This is a genomic window from Flavobacterium sp. LHD-85 (genome assembly GCF_030929595.1).
GTDB lineage: Bacteria > Bacteroidota > Bacteroidia > Flavobacteriales > Flavobacteriaceae > Flavobacterium.
Genome location: NZ_JAVFVR010000007.1, coordinates 135637 through 155447 on the forward strand (window position 1 = coordinate 135637; position 19811 = coordinate 155447).

17 protein-coding genes are annotated in these 19811 nt (G+C 34.1%); 12 read left to right on the top strand and 5 right to left on the bottom strand.

The annotated features are described in order from the left end of the window. Positions 1–53: 53 nt before the first annotated feature. On the bottom strand, positions 54–1742 hold the full coding sequence (gene ggt, locus RB618_RS13570; RefSeq protein WP_308069219.1) for a gamma-glutamyltransferase: 1689 nt from the start codon (positions 1740–1742) through the stop codon (positions 54–56). Positions 1743–1763: 21 nt separating this feature from the next. Then, the gene (locus tag RB618_RS13575; RefSeq protein ID WP_308069220.1) at positions 1764–2348 is read right to left on the bottom strand and encodes an ACP phosphodiesterase; all 585 of its coding nucleotides are present in this window, start codon (positions 2346–2348) and stop codon (positions 1764–1766) included. Between the two features lie 204 nt (positions 2349–2552). Here RB618_RS13575 and glmM point away from each other — a divergent pair, with 204 nt between their 5' ends. Then, positions 2553–3941, top strand: a complete 1389-nt coding sequence (gene glmM, locus RB618_RS13580; RefSeq protein WP_198856239.1) for a phosphoglucosamine mutase — start codon at positions 2553–2555, stop codon at positions 3939–3941. A 638-nt stretch (positions 3942–4579) separates the two neighbouring features. On the opposite strand, the gene RB618_RS13585 is transcribed toward glmM, so the two are convergent. Continuing rightward, the gene (locus RB618_RS13585) at positions 4580–5452 is read right to left on the bottom strand and encodes a lysophospholipid acyltransferase family protein (RefSeq protein WP_308069221.1); all 873 of its coding nucleotides are present in this window, start codon (positions 5450–5452) and stop codon (positions 4580–4582) included. A 112-nt stretch (positions 5453–5564) separates the two neighbouring features. Here RB618_RS13585 and RB618_RS13590 point away from each other — a divergent pair, with 112 nt between their 5' ends. Both RB618_RS13590 and RB618_RS13595 read left to right on the top strand, forming a co-directional pair. Next, the gene (locus RB618_RS13590) at positions 5565–6203 is read left to right on the top strand and encodes a rhomboid family intramembrane serine protease (protein ID WP_308069222.1); all 639 of its coding nucleotides are present in this window, start codon (positions 5565–5567) and stop codon (positions 6201–6203) included. Between the two features lie 51 nt (positions 6204–6254). Further along, a complete protein-coding gene (locus tag RB618_RS13595; RefSeq protein ID WP_308069223.1) occupies positions 6255–6947 on the top strand; it encodes an SIMPL domain-containing protein in 693 nt (230 codons plus the stop codon). A 172-nt stretch (positions 6948–7119) separates the two neighbouring features. Here RB618_RS13595 and RB618_RS13600 read toward each other — a convergent pair whose 3' ends face one another. Continuing rightward, positions 7120–8490, bottom strand: a complete 1371-nt coding sequence (locus tag RB618_RS13600; RefSeq protein ID WP_308069224.1) for a HAMP domain-containing sensor histidine kinase — start codon at positions 8488–8490, stop codon at positions 7120–7122. 249 nt (positions 8491–8739) lie between these two features. Here RB618_RS13600 and RB618_RS13605 point away from each other — a divergent pair, with 249 nt between their 5' ends. Next, on the top strand, positions 8740–9717 hold the full coding sequence (locus RB618_RS13605) for an alpha/beta fold hydrolase (RefSeq protein WP_308069225.1): 978 nt from the start codon (positions 8740–8742) through the stop codon (positions 9715–9717). A gap of 7 nt (positions 9718–9724) precedes the next feature. Here the strand turns inward: RB618_RS13605 and RB618_RS13610 are convergent, their stop codons facing one another. Then, entirely contained in the window at positions 9725–10492 is a 768-nt protein-coding gene (locus RB618_RS13610; protein ID WP_308069226.1) for a DUF2490 domain-containing protein, read from the bottom strand. 258 nt (positions 10493–10750) lie between these two features. On the opposite strand from RB618_RS13610, the gene RB618_RS13615 reads away from it, so the two are divergent. From RB618_RS13615 to RB618_RS13650, 8 genes are all read left to right on the top strand, one after another. Next, on the top strand, positions 10751–11377 hold the full coding sequence (locus tag RB618_RS13615) for a TetR family transcriptional regulator (protein WP_308069227.1): 627 nt from the start codon (positions 10751–10753) through the stop codon (positions 11375–11377). A 28-nt stretch (positions 11378–11405) separates the two neighbouring features. Beyond that, the gene (locus tag RB618_RS13620; RefSeq protein ID WP_308069228.1) at positions 11406–12647 is read left to right on the top strand and encodes a TolC family protein; all 1242 of its coding nucleotides are present in this window, start codon (positions 11406–11408) and stop codon (positions 12645–12647) included. Positions 12648–12659: 12 nt separating this feature from the next. Further along, a complete protein-coding gene (locus RB618_RS13625; protein WP_308069229.1) occupies positions 12660–13562 on the top strand; it encodes an HlyD family efflux transporter periplasmic adaptor subunit in 903 nt (300 codons plus the stop codon). A gap of 11 nt (positions 13563–13573) precedes the next feature. Then, positions 13574–14524 (top strand): ABC transporter ATP-binding protein, encoded by a 951-nt coding sequence (locus tag RB618_RS13630; protein ID WP_308069230.1) that lies wholly within the window; start codon positions 13574–13576, stop codon positions 14522–14524. Further along, entirely contained in the window at positions 14514–15257 is a 744-nt protein-coding gene (locus tag RB618_RS13635; RefSeq protein ID WP_308069231.1) for an ABC transporter ATP-binding protein, read from the top strand. Before RB618_RS13630 ends, RB618_RS13635 begins: the two co-directional genes overlap by 11 nt. A gap of 1 nt (position 15258) precedes the next feature. Next, complete coding sequence (locus RB618_RS13640) at positions 15259–16365, top strand: ABC transporter permease (protein WP_308069342.1); 1107 nt, start codon at positions 15259–15261, stop codon at positions 16363–16365. After that, entirely contained in the window at positions 16362–17486 is a 1125-nt protein-coding gene (locus tag RB618_RS13645; protein WP_308069232.1) for an ABC transporter permease, read from the top strand. The genes RB618_RS13640 and RB618_RS13645 overlap by 4 nt, the downstream gene beginning before the upstream one ends. 333 nt (positions 17487–17819) lie before the next feature. Further along, positions 17820–19808, top strand: coding sequence for a fibronectin type III (locus tag RB618_RS13650; protein ID WP_308069233.1), 1989 nt, complete (start codon positions 17820–17822; stop codon positions 19806–19808). The last annotated feature ends 3 nt before the right edge of the window (positions 19809–19811 follow it).

The window sequence follows — 19811 nt, forward strand, 5'->3', positions numbered from 1 at the left end:
TCTTACAAAATTAGATTATAATGTTAGATTAAAAAAATAAAAACTTCGGACTATTAAAAACCAATAGCTTTATCATCGCCTCTAAAATCGGCTCCTCCTTCTAATGTATTGTCTGGCAAAACCAAAATAGCATCTACTTTTCCGATAATTGGAGTTGGTTTTTCGTTGATAATGTAACTCTTAGCTTTTAACTTGTCAATAGTTTTGGTTTCAAAAGTGTTAGGTTCGAAAGTAATTAAATCTGGCAGCCATTGATGATGAAAACGCGGTGCATTAACCGCTTCCTGCATGCTTAAATTGTATTCGTAAACATTTAGAATCGTCTGTAAAACAGAAGTAATAATCGTTGAACCCCCTGGAGTACCCACTACCATAAAAAGTTTTCCGTCTTTTTCTACAATGGTTGGCGTCATTGAGCTTAGCATTCGTTTTTGCGGAGCGATGCTGTTGGCTTCATTTCCAACCAAACCGAACATATTTGGAGAACCTGGTTTTGCACTAAAATCGTCCATTTCGTTATTTAAAAAGAAGCCTAGTTCGTCACAATAATATTTAGAGCCGTAACCGTCATTCAGCGTTGTTGTGGCTGCAATAGCATTGCCGAATTGATCTACAATTGAATAGTGAGTAGTTTCTGTACTTTCGGCATAATTTACTTTTCCTTCTTTTATTTCGCTAGATAAAGTTGCTTTTTCCGGATTAAAACTGGCCATTCTTTCACGAAGGTAATTTTCGTCCAACAATTCTTTCATAGGAATTTTGACAAAATCTGGATCTCCTAAAAAGTAGCTTCTATCAGCATAGGCTCTTCTTTCTGCTTCAACAATTACCTGAATGGCATCTGCGGAATTATGACCCATTTTGGCTAAATCATAAGGTTCTAGCATTTTTAAGATTTGAGCCAGACAGATTCCGCCGCTGCTTGGGGGAGCCATTGATGTAATTTTTAAACCTTTATAAGTAAACTGTAATGGTTTTCTCCATTTGGCTTCGTATTTGGCTAAATCCTGCATCGTGATAATACCGCCTTTTTCCTTAAGATAATTGACTAAGATTTTTGCCGTTTCACCCTTATAAAATTCGTTTCTTCCTTTCTTTTGGATTCTTCTTAAAGTTTTGGCTAAAGCTGGATATTTGATGGTGTCGTTTTCTTTGAAACTGCCAGATAAGAGCGAGTTTTCTCCATTTATTTTCACAATGCTTTCATGATAATCTTTTAGGCTTTTTTCTTGTTTTTTGGTCACGACAACGCCCCTTTCTGCTAAGACAATTACAGGCTCAAGGATTTTAGAAATAGGCATTGTGCCATATTTTTTATGTACAGCAAAAACGCCTGCAATAGTTCCAGGAACGCCAATGGCAAGTGCTGTTTGAGTGCTTTTTCCTTTTATTACATTTCCTTCGCTGTCCAAAAACATATCTTTTGTAGCAGCCAGGGGAGCTTTTTCACGATAATCCAAAGAACCGACTTCGCCATTTGCTTTTCTATACACCATAAATCCGCCACCGCCGATATTTCCTGCAAACGGAAAAGCAACTGCAAGAGCTAATTCTGTTCCGACCATGGCATCAAAAGCGTTTCCTCCATTTTTCATAATATCAGAACCAATTTTTGAGGCTTCTTCACGAGCAGAAACCACCATTGCTTTTGTAACAACTAGTCCAGTCGGATTTGGCGTTGTCTGTTGTGCATTGCTGCTGCTTATATATAAGAGGGCGATTAAAATCGTAATTTTTTTCATGTGTAATAAAATTAAATTCGCTTAAAGAGAAAGTAGTTTTTCTTTGGCTTGTGCTCTCATTTCTTCAAAGAAAAGTGTGAATTCTTCTTCAAATTCATCGTAGAATTCAGTTAGCTCTTCAACAGCAAACTGCATTTGAGAGATATTTTTAGATCTTCTGTCCATTTGGGTCAAAATGTTCTGGATTCCTTCAGTGGTTCGATAACTCAAAAGCCAGTTTCTTTCAATCATATAAGGCATTAAACCTTGTGTTTTTTCGGTTAAAATATCATAATTATCGTGTAAGGAATGATAAAACCGTTTAACAAAAAGCTCTAATTCTTCGTCAGAATATTGCGTCCAGTTTTTGGCTAAGAAATGATCGTAAACAATATCTACAATAACTCCCGCATAATGATGGTATCGCTCGTGAAGGCGTTTGGTGCTTTTTCTAAAAATATCGTGAGAATCAGTATAAGTGTCAATGAATCGATGGAGTAAAATTCCTTTTTGTACATCTTCGGGAAAATGCTCAAACTGTTTACCGCGAATTCCATCCGCCATAAAATTCCCGATTTTAATTAAATCATTGTCTCCAGAAAGATATATATGGGCTAAGAAATTCATTTTTTGTAAGTTTCTAAGAATCGAAATTTCTAAGATTCTGAGTTATTTTAGTAAATGTATAAAAACTTTTTTAAATCATTTTGTTATAAAATTGAGTCTTTTTGGCCTGAAACGGTATTATAATTTGAAAATCTTAGAGTCTTAGTAACTTAGTAACTCAGCAACTTTTTTATATTTGTAAAAAAATAACCCTAACTCACAAAAATGACTCTAATAAAATCTATTTCTGGAATCCGTGGGACGATCGGAGGAAAAGTAGGAGATAATCTAACTCCTGTTGATGCAGTAAAGTTTGCGTCGGCATACGGAACTTTCTTAAAAAACAATATTGCTAAAGATAAATTGACTGTTGTAATTGGCCGCGATGCTAGAATCTCTGGGCCAATGATTCATAATTTAGTTGTGAATACTTTAATTGGTTTAGGAATCGATGTAATTGATCTTGGGCTTTCTACAACACCAACTGTTGAAGTGGCTGTTCCGTTGGAAAAAGCTGACGGAGGAATTATCTTAACAGCATCTCATAATCCAAAACAATGGAATGCTTTAAAATTATTAAATGCTAAAGGTGAATTTTTAAGCGGAGCTGACGGAGCAAAAATCCTTGAGATTGCTGAAGCAGAAGCTTTTGATTTTTCTGATGTAGATAGTTTAGGCGAAGTGATTTCAAATGACGCTTATATGGATATTCATATTGATGAAGTTTTAAACTTGCCATTGGTTGATATTGAAGCGGTTAAAGAAGCTAAGTTTAAAGTAGTTGTTGACGGTGTAAATTCTTCGGGAGGAATTATCATTCCGAAACTTCTAAAATTAATGGGAGTTGAAGTGGTTGAGTTATACTGTGAACCAAACGGACATTTCCCACATAACCCAGAACCATTAAAAGAGCACTTAACTGATATTTCTGAGCTTGTTGTAAAAGAAAAAGCTGATTTTGGTATCGTAGTAGATCCAGATGTAGATCGTTTGGCTTTTATTAGCGAAGACGGCGAAATGTTTGGTGAAGAATATACTTTGGTTGCCTGCGCAGATTATGTTTTAAGTAAAACTCCAGGAAATACGGTTTCTAACATGTCATCTTCTCGTGCTTTAAGAGATGTTACTAAAGCGCATGGCGGAAGTTATGAAGCAAGTGCAGTAGGAGAGGTGAACGTGGTAGAGTTGATGAAGAAAAATAACGCAATAATCGGTGGTGAAGGTAATGGAGGAATTATCTATCCTGAATTGCATTACGGACGTGATAGCTTGGTTGGAGTTGCTTTGTTCTTAACGCATTTGGCAAACAAAAAAATGCCAGTTTCTGCTTTGAGAGCTTCTTACCCAGAGTACTACATGAGTAAAAATAAAATCGAATTGACTCCGCAAATTGATGTTGATGCAATTTTAACTCAAATGACAGAGAAATATAAAAACGAAGATATCTCGACAATTGATGGTGTAAAAATTGATTTTGCTACAGAATGGGTTCATTTAAGAAAATCGAATACAGAACCAATTATTCGTATTTATACTGAAGCGCCTTCTCAAGATGCAGCAGATAAATTAGCACTTAGAATTATTGATGAAATTAAAGTAATTGCTGGAATCTAATATTTCAGTTTTGAAATAAATAAAGCCTCTTTGGAAATTTCTAAAGAGGCTTTTTTATAAAAAACATTCCGTAGGAATGTCTCGTTGGTAGAAAAAAAATGGCGATGTTTGAATTTGTGTCCTGTAGGGACACCTGATTTTATGAATGGAATTCATTTCGTAATTAATCAGACGTTCCTACGGAACGATACCTGATGTGTATAATCTGGTTCTACCAACGAGACATTCCTATGGAATGAATTTATTTTCAATATCTAGGGAGTTTTTTTATAAAAACATTCCGTTAGGAATGTTTCATCGGTAGAAAAGAATGATGTTGTTTGCGTTTACCAACGAGACATTCCTATGGAATGAATTCGTTTTAAATATCTAGAGAGGTTTTATAAAAAAAAAACATTCCGTTAGGAATGTCTCGTTGGTAGAAAAAAATGGCGATGTTTGAATTTGTGTCCTATAGGGACACCTGATTTTATGAATGGAATTCATTTCGTAATTAATCAGACGTTCCTACAGAACGATACCTGATGTGCATAATCTGGTTCTACCGATGAGACATTCCTAACGGAATGAATTTTAATAAAAAATCCGAAAAAGCAAATGCTGCTTTTCGGACTTTCGATTAAAATATTTTCAAAATATTATTCAATTCTGTGCTTCCATCTTTTGTGCGTCCACAAATAAAATTCGGGAGCTTCTAGAATTTGTTTTTCTACTTCTTTAAGATACATTTCAGTAATTTTAAAGTTTTCAAATTCTTTCGGATTATCAGCAAGAGGAATAAATGTAGCCTCGTAATAACCTCTTCTAACTTTTTTAACCTCTACAAAAAGTACCGCCAAATCATATTTTTTTGCTAATGTTTCGGCGCCCGTATGCACAGGAACTTCAACACCCATAAATTTCATCGAATGAAAAATTCTTTCCATCTTTGGCGATTGGTCGCTTGCTAAACCATACAGACTTAAAATACCCTCACGCTGGTTTTTGGCCATTGTTGGAATTGCTTTTCTGGTTTCGATCATCTCGGTGTTGTATTTAGAACGAATTTTTCGAACCAATTTATCAAAATACGGATTAGCCAGTTTTTTATAAACAGCAACTCCTTGAAATCCAAGTTTAGGATTAATTGTTAAAAGCCATTCATAACTGGCATAATGAGAAGCCACAAGAATCACGCTTTTTCCTCTTTTAGCATAATCAAGCACAAGATCAATGTTTGTTACATGAAATCTTCTTTCCATTTCCTCAGGAGACATGCTCATGGTTTTTACCATTTCCAGAAACAGGTCGCACATATGTTTGTAAAATTTCTTTTCGATTGCTTTTCTTTCCGCATCATTTAAATGAGGTAAAGTAAGCGCAAGATTCTCGCGAACTACTTTTTTACGATATCCGATCACTCTGTATACCAGAAAGCAGACAAAATCTGAGAATAAGTAAAATATCGGAAAAGGAAGTATAGAGATAAGCCAAAGTATTGGGTAGGCTAAAATATAAACAAGAAACTGCATGCAAATTTTTTTTACAAAGATAAATTAAAAATGATTAGCGATCGATATTTTGCATTCTTGCTAACTTATCTTTAAGAATGACTATATTTACAATTCACAATAATTAATACTCATGAATATTATTTTAATAGCGATTATCGTTGCGAACGTTGTTATTAGTTACAAAGGTTTTAATGATCTTTATTTTTTTAGAAAATACGAGTTTCACGTAGGAAGCATTCGTTCCGGAGAGCAAATCAGAATGTTGTCTTCTGGTTTTCTGCATGTAGACATGATGCATTTGATTTTTAACATGCTGACTTTGTATTTTTTTGCGCCAGTAGTTTTTAATTGGCTTGGTAATTTTTCTTTTGTTCTGGTTTATTTTGGAAGCTTAATTTTCGGAAGCCTTCTTACTATGTTGTTTCATAAAAACGATTATAGTTACAGAGCCGTTGGAGCATCAGGCGCTGTCACTGGTGTTTTGTATTCGGCAATATTGCTGCAGCCTGACATGATGCTCGGAATATTTTTTGTCATTCCGATGCCGGCTTATATTTTCGGAATTTTGTATTTATTGTACTCAATTTACGGAATGAAAGCCAAAAATGACAATATTGGGCATACAGCACACTTTGGAGGCGCTATAGGCGGTTATTTGATTACTTTGATAAAAGATCCATCATTGTTTACAGACCATACATTGATGGTCATACTTCTTGCGATTCCGATTTTGATCCTTTTTGGAATGGCAAAATTGGGGAAACTGTAAGCTTGGCACAACTTTTGGAATGCTCTTGTCAAACATTAAAATTTAACAAAAATGAAAAAACTAGTATTATTTTTAACAATCATGTTTATGACTATGTCTTACGGCCAAGAAATCAAACAAGTTCCTTTAATTAATGTTAATGGAGAAGGAAAAGTAAAAGTAGCACCTGATCAGGTTTGTATTTCAGCTTCGGTTGAAACAAAAGGGAATAATGCTAAAGACGTTAAAAAACAAAATGACGAAAAGATGGATGCTGTTTTAAAATTCATCAAAAAAATGAATATCCCAACAGCAGATTTCAAAACAAAACAAGTAGCTCTTAATCCGCAGTACGATTATGAGAAAAAGAAAACTTCTTATAATGCTACACAAACGGTAGAAATCGTAGTAAAAGATTTGGCTAAGTATGATGAATTAATGGAAGGTTTGGTTCAGCAAGGAATTAACAGAATCGACAAAGTTTCTTTTGAAACATCTAGATTAGCGCAATACGAGTCTGAAGCTAGAAAATTGGCGATGAAAGATGCTAAAACAAAAGCAGAAGAGTACGTTTCTGTTTTAGGACAAAAAGTGGGTAAAGCGTTTACAATCTCTGATAACTCTCAAATTTACCGTCCACAGCCAATGTACGCAGCTATGAGAATGAAAGAAGCAGACTCAATGGGAGGAGCTTCAAATGAAACTTTAGCAATTGGTGAAATCGAAATTACAGCAAATGTTAGCGTAAGTTTTGTGTTAGACTAAACGTTTCTAAAATTCCAAATATTTTAAATTCCAAATTCCAAGTTTGAAATTATAAAATCCAATATTTAAAATCCAAATTCCAATTTATACTGGGATTTGGATTTTTTTTATTTTGTTATTGCGCTTGGAATTTGGAATTTCAGCATTGGAATTTAATTTAAAATATTGGAATTTAAACAATCTTTAGTGGAAGTGTAAACCTAAATGTACTTCCTTTTCCTTGTTGGCTTTCTACCGAGATTTCTCCTTTATGGATGTTTACAAACTCTTTGCAAAGTAGCAATCCGAGTCCGCTTCCAAGTTCGTTTTCAGTGCCTTTCTGCAATACCTTTCCGTTGATTTTAAATAATTTTTCTTTGATGTAATCAGGAACTCCGATTCCGTTGTCTGTAATAGAGATTTCTGCTTTCTGATTGGTTTTGATCAGTTTAAGTTTAATTTCTCCATTCTTATCTGTAAATTTAATGGCATTGCTCAATATATTACGCAAAATGGTGCTAATCATATTTTTATCGACTTCTGCCTCAACTAGAAAAGCCGATTCAAATGTGATGTTTATATTTTTATTTAAAGCTGCATTTCTGCTTAGTTCTATATTCTCCTCAATTAAAGCATTTAGCAGTATATTTTTAGGATGAAAAGTAATCATTCCGGTTTGGACTTTAGACCATTCTAAAAGATTTTCGAGCAGTTTATAAATGTTTTTATTAGAATCATGGAGCAGTTCTGATATTTCTTTAATCTCTTCACGGCTGTATTGGTCAATATTTTCGAGCAGAATTTCAGACAGAGAAACCGATGATCCTAAAGGACCTCTCAAATCGTGTGAAATAATAGAGAAAAACTGGTTTCTATCACTTAAAAGTTTCTTGATTTTATTATCCTGTCTTTCTTTAACCAAAAGCAAAAAACCTACGATTCCGATTAAAGTCAAAAGAAACAAACAGATGCTGTATAAGCTATCGAAAGTATCATTGGAAATAATAAGATTTTGAGGATGCAAGTATCTGTGAACTATTCGTATTGCAATTAGAATTTCAAATCCTGTATAACACAAAACATAAAAAGTTTTGAAAAAGCTTTTTTCCTTCTCTATAAAATAAATAATTGTAGGCAATAAATAGATGGCAAAAACACCAATACCGCCAATGATAACACGAGTATTCATTGAGGCATCAAAGAGTGTCGAAATATTAAAAAGCAATATTGACGCAACTGTAATAGCTATTTGGATTTGAAATTGCCTTTTTGCATGTGTTTTAATGAGCGACAGCATTGCAATGGTTTCAAAGCAACAGGCGCCAAAAATCATAGAATTGGCAATATTGATAGAGGCAAAGTCTGGGATGATATTTCGTAGAAGGGCCAATATCCAAGCAAGAGTCAGCATTAATTTACCTAATCCAAACCATTTTAATATTTTTTTGTTATCACTATTGGCATATGAAAAAGAAAAACTGAAAATGAGGAGGCAGGTAAAAAAATTACCCCAGAAATAAAGCAGAAAAATGGTTTTTGGATCTACTGGTAAAAGTTCAAACATTAAAAGGATTTTGCTTTTTGGAAATCGATTTTACAAATATATAAATAAACTAAACATTTAGACCAGAGTTGGTGCTTCAAGAGCTGTGTTTCTGCATATTTAACAATTAGTTTTCTTTAGAATTGTTCCTGTTTTTTTAAATTTACATAAAGTTAAATTATTCAAAAAAGGAAATAATTAAAAGAAAGAATTAAATTACATATTGAATGATTTCTTAGATTTGTAAAAAGTACCACAAAACTCTTTGTTATGCCACTAATTGAACAATCAGAATATAATTCTCCTTCGATTATTCATCGCAACAGGCATGTTTCTACCATTTATGCTGCCTTGATAAAAAAGTTCGAAGTGCCTGAATATACAAGAGAAAAGCATGAATTGAGTGACGGAGATTTTATCAACATCGATTATATTTTAAATGATTCTAAGAAAGCGGTTATTTTGTGCCACGGTTTAGAAGGTGATTCTCGCAGAACGTATAATAACAGCTGTGCGGCTTATTTTCTGCAGAAAGATTTTTCGGTTTTTGCTTGGAACAATCGTACTTGCGGAGGAGAAATGAATCGTCTTCCGAGATTGTATCATCATGGAGCTGTTGACGATCTTGATGAAGTGGTTCGATTTGCTTTGAGTAAAGGGGTTGAAGATGTTTATTTAATAGGATATTCAATGGGAGGCGTTCAGCTTCTTAATTATCTCGGCTGGACAAAAATCGATCAGCGTATAAAGGCAGCGGTTTCTATTTCGGTGCCAACTCATATTGCTACAAGTGCAGAAGTGCTTAAGCAAGGTTTTAATAGGGTTTATCTAAAGAATTTTACAATAGATATTAAAAAGAAACTGAAATACAAAGCGGCGCAGTTTCCTGATTTTATCAACCGTGATCAAATTGATAATATTTCTACTTTTGATGAAGTCGATCAGTATTTTACGGCACCGCTTCACGGTTTTGCGAGCCGTGACGATTATTACGAACGTGTTTCTCCAGAGTTTTCACTTAAAAACATTACAACTCCAGTTTTAATAATTAATTCGTTAGACGATCCTTTTTTGGGCGAAAGATGTTATCCGAGAACTATTGCCAAAGACAGCGCCTATGTTTATCTGGAAACGCCTAAGTATGGTGGGCATTGTGCTTTTCCGCTTCGTGATTCTGAATATTCTTATGCCGAGAAAAGAGCTTTTAAGTTTTTTGAATCTTTCAGATCAAACAATACTTTGGTTTAAAAAAAATTTATTCATCGCCAGAATTCTCAATTTCAGAAGGCGCTTTTTTTCTAATGCTGGTACTCAGATAAAAAAACAATCGTATCGTATGATTCATGTCATATTGATATCCGGTATATTTTTGCTGATAGACATTCATATAGCCAAAATCGTAGCTCCATTTCGGATTAATATTTTTTTTGATTCCGATGAAAAAACGGTTTTGATCAAAAGTATTGTAGACAACTTCTTCTCCAAAATGCAGCAAAATCTCATCTGAAAGAACCATTTGCGGCCACGATTTTTTATCAGAAATTCGGAAAGTGAAACTCATCAGATAGCGAATTCGATTGGTAAAACGCCAATCGCCGCTGGGTTGATCATTGACTATTTTTTCCTGCCAGCGCTGTTCATTTCGTAAACGCTGTAAAATGCTAACATTTCCAAATTTTGTATTTAACTGTGCTTGTTGATAAATCCTGTTTTCATCAGAAAAAGTGCTCCAATCTGGATTTGACGGAGCAAGCCACATATGCGCATATCCTAGATTCAAGGAAATATTTGAATTTGGAATATAGCTGATACCTCCTCTTATAAAATAAAAACTCGGGTCGGAGACAAAATCATTCCGTCTGATATGGAAATCGCCAATCACGCCCCAATGGTCTGCAAATTTGGTAACAGTATTTATAGAAACCCAGGTTTGAAGCTGCTGGTTAATTTCTTTTTCCTGTCCTTGTCCAAATACACTTATAGAAAGCAAGAAAATCAGGATTCCGATAAAATATGTCTTCATAAAAAGCACGATAGAAATTAATTAAAAAAGGTAAATTTCTTTAAAATCGGTAATAAGCAATCAATTGTTAGAGTAAAGATATTCTTTTTTAACGAGAAATTATATCGTATATTTAAGTTTTAATTTGTTTTATATCAGGTTTTTATGTGTTTTGAATCAAGAAGTTGAATACGTTAAACAAAATTTTTAATCAAATGATTAAAAATTTTGTTTAACGTATTTATAAAAAACTTAAATTTGCCTTTAAAAATAATAAATATGAGTGCTTCAGCATCTGAGAAAAAAGATTCTTCTACAGAAGAAAAGATAAAAACAGCAGCTAAAACTGTTTTTTATAAAAAAGGTTTTGCAGCAACGCGAACGAGAGATATTGCTGAGGAAGCAGGTTTGAATCTTGCTTTGCTTAATTATTATTTTAGAAGCAAGGCTAAACTTTTTGAAATCATAATGGCAGAAACTTTTTCTGGTTTTATAGGAAGTATGAAAGTGATTTTGGATGATGAGAAAACTTCTTTGGAACAAAAAGTAATAACTATTGCCGAGCGATACATTGATTTTATCACCGTAGAACCTGAAATTCCAACCTTTATTTTAACTGAAATTCGTAATAATCCAGAAGAACTTTTAAAAAAACTGCCCATTAAAGAAATCGTAAATGATTCTGTTTTTATTAAACAATTTCAAGAAGCAGTTCAAAATAAAGAAATAACAGAGCCTAATCCGTTGCATTTTTTGATGAATCTGTTGGGGTTGGTCGTTTTTCCATTTATAGTCAAACCTATTATTATGGGAAGCAGAAATCTGGAGACAGAACAGTTTCATGCGCTAATGCAAGAGCGCAAGAAAAAAATTCCGATCTGGATCAATATGATGTTTAAAGCCTGATACTAACCAGAAGTTAATTTATACTGTAATGAGAAGGAAATTATACTTTAAATATATTGGAATCTTGTTTTTTATAACAGCTCAAGCTCAGACTTTGACAATTGACCAAAGTTATCAGTTGGCTGTTGAGAATTATCCTTTAATAAAACAATATGAACTTATTGAAAAAAGTAAAGAATATACTTTGAGTAATGCCAATAAAGCTTATCTGCCTCAAATAAGTCTAACCGCAATTGAAGGATACGTTTTTGGAGATTTTCCGACTTTGGGAAGTTCAGGAAACGACAGCAAATTTAAGTTTATTGGTCTCGGGCAAGTCAATCAGACTATTTGGGATGGAGGCGCTACTAAAACGCAGAAAAAGATTATTGAGGCATCTTCAAACGCAGATAAAGCTTCTGTAGAAGTTTCGCTTTACGATTTACGTTCTCGAGTAAATCAGCTTTATTTTGGCGTATTGCTTATTGACGAGCAATTGAAACAGCTTCAAATTCAAAATGCCATTATTGCCAATAATATTGATAAGGTTAAAAAACTTCATGAAAATGGTTTGGCATATAAAACGGATGTTGATGAAATGAAAGCCGAACAGCTAAATCTTAGCAGACAGAAAAAAGATTTTGAATATACTAAGAAAGGTTATCAAACGATGCTTTCTTATTTGATAGGGAAAAACATCAGTCAGGAAAAATTTGGAAAACCTTTTAATTCTTCTAGTCTAGACACTATTATCAAACGTCCAGAACAATTGCTTTTTGCTAGTCAGCGCAATCTGGTAAATGCACAATCCGAAATGCAGAAAGTAAGTCTTATGCCTAAAGTTGGATTATTGGGTGCAGGCGTAGTTTTGGCACCTGGAATTAATTTGGGAACCAATAAAATTTCTACTGTTGGAGTTGCAGGAGTAAGTGTTGGCTGGGATATAAAGGGATTGTATAAAAATTCAAACGAAAAACAGCTGACACAGCAGAATTTGAAAAAAATAGAAGTTCAAGAAGAGACCTTTTTATTTAATACTAGATTTCAGATGAATCAAAAAACGGCTGATATAGAACGACAGAAAGCTATTTTGAAAGATGATGATGAAATTGTAAAACTTCGTCAGACTATTCGCGAAGGATATCAGCTGAAATACGACACTGGAGCAGGCCCACTAATAGATTTATTGAATGCGACAGAAAAAGAAGGAAACGCGCGAGCAGAAAAAGCCTTGCACGAAATTCAGTTGCTTATGGCAGAATACGAGTATCAAACAATCAAAGGAAATTAACACTTATACACTATGAAAAAGATAACGCTTTTATATTTTCTTATTCCAGCAATATTCATGTTTTCATGCAATAATAAAGAAAATGATTTTGATGCTTCGGGGTCTTTTGAAGCTGTTGAAACCATTCTGTCAGCAGAAGCAAACGGTCAAATTTTACAATTGAATGTAGAAGAAGGTCAGCAATTAGAAGCAGGACAAAAAGTAGGTTTTATAGACAGTACACAGCTTGCGATAAATAAAATGCAATTACGCCAGAATGAAAAAGCAATTCTGAGCGGAAAACCACACATAGAAATTCAGACTGAAAGTTTAAAACGACAGCTTGATAATGCCATTTTAGATCGTAATAGAACTGAAAAATTAGTAAAAGGCGGAGTAGCTTCTCAAAAACAATTGGATGATATAAATTTTAAAGTTGCCGCTTTACAGGCTCAGATAAAGGCTCAGAAAAGTTCGTTGGAAACTACAAATGAAAATTTGACTCAACAAGGAAATACAGTTGGAGTTCAGCTAAAAGGAATTGAAGATCAATTGAGTAAAAGCGTAATTGTAAATCCGATAAAAGGAACTGTTTTGGCAAAATATGCAGAACAGTATGAAATGGCTGTAATTGGAAAACCATTATACAAAATTGCCAATCTAGAAACACTTGATTTGAGAGCGTATATAACAGGAACGCAACTGCCTCAAGTTAAAATCGGTCAGCAGGTTAAAGTGCGCATTGATCAAGGCGAAAAGAAACACAAAGAATATCAAGGTACAATTGCTTGGATTTCAAACAAATCTGAATTTTCTCCAAAAACAATTCCGACCAAAGATGAAAGAGCCAATTTGGTTTACGCCATAAAAGTACGAGTGAAAAACGATGGCTATCTGAAAATTGGCATGTACGGAGAAGTGCTTTGGACCAAATAAAACAATAGTTTATGCCTGCAGTTACATTAAAAAATATTACTAAAAAATATGGTGATTTTGTCGCTGTTGATGAGGTGTCTTTTGAGGTGAAGAAAGGAGAACTTTTTGGGTTAATTGGTCCTGATGGTGCTGGAAAAACTTCTATTTTCAGAATCTTAACGACATTGCTACTTGCCGATAGCGGAACTGCTTCTGTTGAAGGACATGATGTTGTAAAAGAGTTTCAGCAAATTAGGAATAAGGTAGGCTATATGCCTGGAAAATTCTCCTTATATCAGGATTTGACAGTAAAAGAAAATCTCGAGTTTTTTGCTACTATTTTTGGAACTACAATTGAAGAAAACTATGATTTGATTAAAGATATTTACGATCAGATAAAACCTTTTAACGACAGACGTGCTGGAAAACTTTCTGGAGGAATGAAGCAAAAATTGGCATTATGTTGTGCCTTGATTCATAAACCTGAGATTTTATTTTTGGACGAACCCACAACAGGTGTTGATGTAGTTTCAAGAAGTGAATTTTGGGAAATGCTGGCAAAACTTAAAAAGCAAAATATCACAATAGTAGTTTCGACTCCGTATATGGACGAAGCAAAATTATGCGATCGAATTGCGCTTATCCAAAACGGAAAAATAATGACTGTCGATGAACCGCAGCAAATTATAAACAGTTTTCCAAAGCCGATTTTTGCTGTAAAAGCAAAGAATATTTATAAGCTTTTGCAAAATCTTAGAACTGAAAAAGAGGTGGAGAACTGTGATGCCTTTGGAGAATTTCTTCATCTTACTTTGGTTACAGAAAAGGCAGATGAAGAGAAAGTTCAAACTATCGTTCAAAAATACAATCCCGAAGATTTAGAAGTAAAAAAAATAGAGCCAACAATTGAAGACAGTTTTATTCGTCTAATGCGGGAACAAAATCATTTGAATGAACCAAAAGAAATGCTGAATGGAAAATAAAGCTATAGTTTGTAAAGACCTAACGAAACAGTTTGGTGATTTCAAAGCGGTTGACAAAATTAGCTTTGAAGTGAGCGAAGGCGAAATTTTTGGATTTCTAGGAGCAAATGGTGCTGGAAAAACAACCGCTATGCGCATTCTCTGCGGACTTTCTTTTCCAACTTCTGGAGAAGCCAGTGTAGCCGGTTTTGATGTGTACAAACAACAGGAAAAAATCAAGAAGAATATTGGTTATATGAGTCAGAAGTTTTCGTTATATGATAATCTGACCATTCTAGAAAATATTGAATTTTTTGCCGGTGTGTATGGAGTTTCAAGACCTGAAATAAAGGAAAGAAGCAAGGATTTGATTTTGACTTTAGGTTTAGAAAAAGAAGCCAAAAAACTGGTTGGTGGATTGCCTTTAGGATGGAAACAAAAACTGGCTTTTTCTGTTGCGGTATTTCATCGTCCTAAAATTGTATTTTTAGACGAACCCACAGGCGGTGTTGACCCAATAACAAGACGACAGTTTTGGGAAATGATTTATCAGGCAGCAGCTGACGGAATTACGGTTTTTGTGACCACTCATTATATGGACGAAGCCGAATATTGTGATCGAATCAGTATTATGGTTGATGGACATATAGCCGCAATAGATTCTCCTTCGGCCTTAAAAAACCGCTTCAATGCTGTTTCTATGGATGCCGTTTTTTATGAATTGGCGCGAAATGCCCAAAGAACATCAGATTAGTATGAAAAGATTATTGGCTTTTATTCGAAAAGAATTTTATCATGTTTTCAGAGACCAAAGAACGCTGCTGATTCTCTTTGGACTTCCTGTTGTGCAGATTATTCTTTTTGGTTTTGCTTTGAGCAGCGAAGTCAAGAATATCGGAATTGCCATTCAGGATAATTCACACGATATTCATACCGAAAAAATGATTCGAAAGATAGAATCCAGTTCTTATTTTCATGTAGAAAATCCAATCTTGAATTACACTGATATTGAGAACAGGTTTAAAGATGGAAGCATAAAATGTGCAGTTATTTTTCCGTCCAATTTTGGCTCTGATGCGCAACGTCTTGGAGGAGCAAAAATTCAGGTGATTGCAGATGCATCAGATCCCAATACGGCAACAATTGTGACCAATTATTTAAATGCCATTATTAGAGATTATCAGCAGGAATTAAATCCGACTGCGAAGTTAAATTATCAAATAGTTCCAGAATTAAGACAGCTTTATAATGAACAGCAGAACGGTTCGCTTAACTTTATTCCCGGCGTAATTGCCTTGATTTTTATGATTGTAAGTACAGCTTTGACTTCTGTTTCTGTTGTACGAGAAAAAGAACTTGGAACTATGGAAATTTTGCTCGTGTCGCCTTTTAAACCCATTATGGTTTTAATCGCAAAAGCAATTCCGTATTTAGTGCTTTCCATAATTAATTTTGTTATTATAATATTTCTTTCAGTATATCTGCTAGATGTCGAGATTAAAGGAAGTTTTCTGCTCCTTTTTGCAGAAAGCATTTTGTTTATCATCACTTGTCTTTCTCTCGGTTTGCTTATTTCAAATGTAACCGATTCGCAACAGACTGCTATGCTAATATCCATGATGGGAATGATGCTTCCGACTTTACTACTTACAGGATTTATGTTTCCGTTAGAAAACATGCCTTGGATATTTCAAGCTATTTCGCATTTAATTCCGTCGCGCTATTATTACATCATTGTAAAAGCTGTTATGCTCAAAGGTTTAGGTTTTTCATACATCTGGAAAGAAACTCTAATATTGGCCGGAATGACAGTTTTGCTGCTAACAGTCTCTTTGAGAAAATTTAAAATTAGATTGTCATGAAAGTACTGCGTTTTATATTACAGAAAGAATTTCGCCAGATATTTCGAGATAAGACGATATTGGCCATGATGTTTTTTGTTCCGATTTTTCAGCTCATTATTTTGCCTTTGGCAGCTAATTTTGAAGTGAAAAGTGTGAATATTGTTTATGTGGATCACGATCATAGTTCGTATTCTCAAAAGTTAATTAATAAAATCGGTTCTTCAGGATATTTCCATATTGTTGGAACTCCATCTTCTTATCTCGAAGGCTTGAAATTTATTGAAAGAGCAGATGCTGACTTGATTTTAGAAATTCCTTCTGGATTTGAACGAAACCTGATAAGAGAAGGCAGTCAGAAAGTAAATATCGCCGCAGATGCCATTAACGGAACGAAATCCAATATCGGAAATGCTTATTTAAATGTTGTGCTGGCCGATTTTAGCAATGATTTGGATATACGGTTTAAATTGCCACCACAATCGGCTTCTGTTTCGCCATCCTTAATTACTTTAAATAGTATAAATTGGTACAATCCGAGAGCAGAATATAAATACTATATGGTTCCTGGAATTCTAGTTTTATTGCTCACTTTGATTGGAGGATTTATTACGGCATTGAATATTGTAAAAGAAAAAGAAATTGGTACAATTGAACAGATTAATGTAACGCCAATTCAGAAATGGCAATTTATTCTGGGTAAACTTATTCCTTTTTGGATTGTCGGAATGATCGTATTTACAGTTGGTCTTATTGTAATGTATTTGATTTATGGAATATTTCCGCAAGGCAGTTTCTTAGTCTTATATCTTTTTGCAGGAGTTTATCTGACTGCTTTGTTAGGATTAGGACTTTTGATTTCAACATTTGCCGATACGCAATTGCAAGCTATGTTTATTGCCTTTTTCTTTATGATGATTTTTATGCTCATGAGCGGTTTCTTTACCAGTACCGACAGCATGCCGAATTGGGCAAGAACCATTTCAGAATTTACTCCTGTAACGCATTTTATAAAAGTGGTTCGGCTTATTGTTTTAAAAGGAAGTGGCCTGCAAGAAGTTGGAAGGGAGCTTTTATACTTATTTATTTTTGCAATTGCCTTGAATGCTTTGGCGATTTATAATTACAGAAAGACAAATTGAATGAATTTAGGACTTTGTTTTTATCAAAAGTAAGCGCTTCCTCAGTAAGAAATATTATGGAAAAATATTTAAAATGATATTTTTTTTGATTTTATATTGTAAGGATAAAACTATAAGTGTTTGATGTATGTTCTTGTTTTTTAGTGTATTATCTTTTTCTGTTTGCGTGTTGTTACTTCGTAGTACGGGAAACCGTAATTAATTCATAATTAAAAAGATTACTTTTGTTTTTTAACATGGAAATAATTACATCTTATGTCCCCAAATAAGTTTATTTTTTTCTTTTTATTATTCTTATCGGTATCCTATTCACAGACTAAACGTGCTGCTGTTATGGTTAATGCCAGAGCACAAAAAGATAAAATTTTAGTTCGCTGGGCTGTTAATTCTGCAGCAGAATGGCAGAAAGCAAATAAAAAAGGATTTATAATTACCAGAACCACCGTTTTACGTGATGGTAATGTGTTACCTAAACCTGAAAAAACACTTCTTACTTCTAAACCATTAACTCCTGAACCATTAGATTCTTGGATTGATTTTGTTCAAAAAGACAATAATGCAGCAATTATTGCGCAATCTATTTACGGTGATAGTTTTGAAGTGACAGATGCCAAAGAAGGTGATTTGTCAAGAATAGTTAATATGGCAGATGAATTGGATCAGCGTTATACTTTTGCGTTGTATGCCGCAGATATGAGTTTTGAAGGAGCAGTAAAAGCAGGCTGGGGCTACGTTGATACTAATGTTAAACCGAATGAAGTATATGCTTACCAGGTAAGCGTTTCTGAAAGTCCACAAGTAAAAGAATCGTCTTATATGATTGGTTTAAAAGACTACTCTGTTTTGCCGGCTCCAACAGATTTTATTGCAGTTCCCGACGATAAAAAAGTATTGCTTTCTTGGGATTATGAAACCTTCAAAAGAATCTATACTTCGTTTATGGTAGAGAAATCTTCTGATGGAATTAATTACGCGCCAATCTCAAATACGGCGATTGTTAATTTGAATGATAAAGACGACCATCCGTCTAAAAATATGTATTTTGTAGATACACTTAGTGTCAACGATAAAGTCTACCATTATAGATTGTACGGAATAACTTCATTTGGAGAAAAAGGAGAATTTACAAAACCCATAACAGCAACTGGGATTGCCGCTATCGTAACTGTAGCTAGACTTGTAGACTACAATATTATAAACACCAATGAAGTAAATCTGGAATGGGATTATCCTGTAGCATCAGAAGGTTTTATTCAAGGTTACGAAATTAATTTGGCGAATAATGATAAAGGACCTTATAAGGTTGTATCTAAACTTATCCCGCCATCACAAAGAAAACTCAATTTTAAGGAAAATCTCTATCCCTCAAATTATTTTACAATTTCGGTTGTTGGAAAAAATAATCAGAGATTAACTTCTCAAAGCATGCTTGTGCAACCTGTCGATTCTATACCGCCAGCCAAACCAATTGGCCTAGAAGGAGTAATTGATAGTCTTGGAACGGTACGACTGAAATGGAAGCCAAATCTAGAAAAAGATTTACGCGGATATCGAATATTAAAAGCAAACACCGAAGGTGAGGAGTTTGTAGATATTTACCATCAATCTTACATTGGAACTGAGTATAAAGATAGCGTGAGCTTAAAAATGACCAATAGCAAAGTCTACTATAGAATTGCTGCTGAAGATATGCGTTTTAATGTTTCAGAACCATCTGATATTTTAATTTTAGATAAACCCGATAAAATTCCGCCAGCAGCTCCAATTTTCAAGGATTATGAAAATAAAGATGGAAAAGTACACTTAAAATGGATACGAAGCTATAGTGAAGATGTAGTAGGCTACAGTCTGAGAAGGAGAGAAAAAGGACAGGAAAAGTGGTTGGAAATAAAACAGATTAATGATACTATTCAGGAGTTCACAGATGATAGAGTAGAGAATAGAAAGATATATCAATATGCCATTTTAGCTAAGGATAAAAGTAATCTTTGGTCATCATTAGATCATTCTACCATAACAGTGAATGTGTTAGACTTTACACCGGTAAAAGTTATTACATTCTTGCAGGGAACCGCTGACAGAGAAAACAAAAAAATTCTCCTTTCTTGGGATTATGCAAAAAATAAAGGCAAGATTTTAGGACTTAGCATTTATAAAAATGAGAAAGGGATTCCGCCCTCTTTATGGAAGGAATTAAATGGGGATGTTTTTACTCTAGAAGATAAAAACCTAAATATTAATAAAGAATACGAATATCATTTAGTTCCAAATCTAGAAAGTGATAGTCCTGCCAAAGCAGAGACTTTAACGGTTATTTATTAAGCC

Coding starts and splice junctions, on each gene's coding strand:
- ggt (WP_308069219.1), bottom strand. CDS start 1,742: ATGAAAAAAATTACGATTTTAATCGCCCTCTTATATATAAGCAGCAGC.
- RB618_RS13575 (WP_308069220.1), bottom strand. CDS start 2,348: ATGAATTTCTTAGCCCATATATATCTTTCTGGAGACAATGATTTAATT.
- glmM (WP_198856239.1), top strand. CDS start 2,553: ATGACTCTAATAAAATCTATTTCTGGAATCCGTGGGACGATCGGAGGA.
- RB618_RS13585 (WP_308069221.1), bottom strand. CDS start 5,452: ATGCAGTTTCTTGTTTATATTTTAGCCTACCCAATACTTTGGCTTATC.
- RB618_RS13590 (WP_308069222.1), top strand. CDS start 5,565: ATGAATATTATTTTAATAGCGATTATCGTTGCGAACGTTGTTATTAGT.
- RB618_RS13595 (WP_308069223.1), top strand. CDS start 6,255: ATGAAAAAACTAGTATTATTTTTAACAATCATGTTTATGACTATGTCT.
- RB618_RS13600 (WP_308069224.1), bottom strand. CDS start 8,490: ATGTTTGAACTTTTACCAGTAGATCCAAAAACCATTTTTCTGCTTTAT.
- RB618_RS13605 (WP_308069225.1), top strand. CDS start 8,740: ATGCCACTAATTGAACAATCAGAATATAATTCTCCTTCGATTATTCAT.
- RB618_RS13610 (WP_308069226.1), bottom strand. CDS start 10,492: ATGAAGACATATTTTATCGGAATCCTGATTTTCTTGCTTTCTATAAGT.
- RB618_RS13615 (WP_308069227.1), top strand. CDS start 10,751: ATGAGTGCTTCAGCATCTGAGAAAAAAGATTCTTCTACAGAAGAAAAG.
- RB618_RS13620 (WP_308069228.1), top strand. CDS start 11,406: ATGAGAAGGAAATTATACTTTAAATATATTGGAATCTTGTTTTTTATA.
- RB618_RS13625 (WP_308069229.1), top strand. CDS start 12,660: ATGAAAAAGATAACGCTTTTATATTTTCTTATTCCAGCAATATTCATG.
- RB618_RS13630 (WP_308069230.1), top strand. CDS start 13,574: ATGCCTGCAGTTACATTAAAAAATATTACTAAAAAATATGGTGATTTT.
- RB618_RS13635 (WP_308069231.1), top strand. CDS start 14,514: ATGGAAAATAAAGCTATAGTTTGTAAAGACCTAACGAAACAGTTTGGT.
- RB618_RS13640 (WP_308069342.1), top strand. CDS start 15,259: ATGAAAAGATTATTGGCTTTTATTCGAAAAGAATTTTATCATGTTTTC.
- RB618_RS13645 (WP_308069232.1), top strand. CDS start 16,362: ATGAAAGTACTGCGTTTTATATTACAGAAAGAATTTCGCCAGATATTT.
- RB618_RS13650 (WP_308069233.1), top strand. CDS start 17,820: ATGGTTAATGCCAGAGCACAAAAAGATAAAATTTTAGTTCGCTGGGCT.